2 protein-coding genes (1 of these 2 cut by a window edge) are annotated in these 1,990 nt (G+C 68.8%); both read right to left on the reverse strand.

Annotated features, from left to right (window positions below):
- Positions 1-312 carry the 5' portion of a glycosyltransferase gene (locus FrCorBMG51_RS28945; protein WP_086055299.1) on the reverse strand. The gene continues 2,298 nt to the left of window position 1, outside the view, so 312 of the gene's 2,610 nt are visible here — the first part of the coding sequence; the start codon lies at positions 310-312; the stop codon falls past the left edge of the window.
- 195 nt (positions 313-507) lie between these two features.
- Positions 508-771 (reverse strand): WhiB family transcriptional regulator, encoded by a 264-nt coding sequence (locus tag FrCorBMG51_RS33610; protein WP_086055306.1) that lies wholly within the window; start codon positions 769-771, stop codon positions 508-510.
- Between the last annotated feature and the right edge of the window lie 1,219 nt (positions 772-1,990).

Genomic DNA, 1,990 nt, shown 5'->3' on the forward strand with positions numbered 1-1,990 from the left:
GCGGGCCGCGGGCCCGCCGCTGACGTCCACCACGACGACATGGTCGGGCCGGCGGGTCTGCTGGCCGAGCGCACGCAGCGTCCGTGCCAGGCCCGGGCCTGCCGCGGCGTCCGGAGCAGCATGATCGGAACGTTCTCGACCGGCCCTGCCCCGGCCCTGGTCGGCGGCCACCACGATCGCGACGACTTCGACCCTGCCGTACCCGTCTACGGCCTGCCCGCCGACCGCGGGCCCACTGGCGAGGCTGCCCGGGTCACCGGTGTCGGCGACCGGACGCTCGGCAGATGGCGGTGACGGCCCGGTGGCGGTCACGCGGCCGATGCCCGCCTACCGGCTTCCCGGCAGGGCTCGAGCGTCGAGGATCGGTGTGCGGGCCCCGGATCCGGTGGGCGGGCCGGAAACATGATCGTCCCGACGTCGGCGGCCCGGCCGAGTCCGGTGGGTGTCAGGCGCCGCCCGCACGATCGAAGATCCATCGGATGCGGACGAAGGTCCATCGGATGCGGTCTAGACCGCCTGCCGACGCAGCCGGCGTCGCTCCCGCTCGGACATCCCACCCCAGATACCGAACCGTTCGTCCTTTTCGAGCGCGTACTCCAGGCATTCGCTGCGGACCTCGCATCCCGAGCAGATGCGCTTGGCCTCGCGGGTCGATCCGCCCTTCTCCGGGAAGAACGCCTCCGGGTCGGTCTGGGCGCACAGCGCGCGCTCCTGCCACTCCGGCGGGTCCGCAAAGATGTCGTCGATACCGAGAGTGACGACGTTGGCCAGACCCGTGCCGCGCGACTCTTCGGCCGCCGCGCCACCGGCCAGCGCGTCACCAGCGGCTGCGTCACCGGTCATCGTGTCACCGGTCACTGTGTCACCGGTCCGCGACCGGCCGGCAGACGACCTTACCGATATCGATTCAGTGAATTCATCTTCTTCTTTGTCTTCGTTGCCATCATCGTGAAAGTCAATATCAAAATTGACATCGAACTCGGCGGTGGTCAGCTCCCGACCCTCGCGGCGGCCGGGATCCGGCCGCCCGGCCCACTCGGTGGCCGTGGGCTGCGCGGGCAGCCCGGCACGTGACCGGTGTGTTTCGGCGAGGACGATGTGGACGCCCGCGTCGGTGCGTTCCATGTGGACTCCTCCAGACCCGTCGCGGTGCGGTCGGCCACCCCCCGGGCGCCGGCGCGCAGGTGACTGGTGTCCACACCGGCTGGGCGGGCGCTTTACCGCACCTTCCCCACCGGCGGGGGAAATGACACGCCGGTAATTACACGCGCCGAAGACCGCCGCGTCAACCCCACCAGCGCAACATCCTCTACAACCAGCGATCAAACAATAGCTCACGGTAGCAGGACGCTGTTACAGAGGGTCCCCGTCCAGCGCACTGAGCGATATGCGAGAAGTCCCCGAGAGCTCTGACCAGGCCATCTTACCCTCCGAAATCAGATAAAGCTGCCACGAACTGTCCTTCTTGTGACATCTCCTCCTATCCGCTGGACTTCCACTTTCGCGGATATCCATCCGGACAGTGACAACGAACATCGGCGGTTGTCGGAGCCGCACCGGCGCCCGGCACAACCGCGATCAACCCGATGACCGGGTACCGCCGGAACGTCGATCAGGGCGCCGCCAGGCATCCACCCACCGCCCATCCTGACGGGCGGGCAGGAGCGGCTGACAGGCGGGACCGGCTGACGGGCAAGCAGAACCAGCCCGTCACGCGATGGCACTTCCACCAGTCGCGATCCAGCGGAAGTGATCCGGCCGGAGCCCGGCGGAAGTATTGTCCAGCGGAATCACCGACCGGGGTACCACCGGGACGAAAGTCAGGACTTCAGACCCGGTCAGGAGACGATCGGCAGGGCCCTCCGCACGGCTCCGTCGCCGCCGCCAGGAGAGCGATCCCGGCCCGCGCCGGTCCCTCTGGCGGGGATCCGCACACCGGAGCGATCATCACTCTGCGTATCCGCTCCGCCGTCCTGGCGGGCTGCGGCCA

The sequence above is a fragment of the Protofrankia coriariae genome, assembly GCF_001017755.1.
Lineage (GTDB): Bacteria > Actinomycetota > Actinomycetes > Frankiales > Frankiaceae > Protofrankia > Protofrankia coriariae.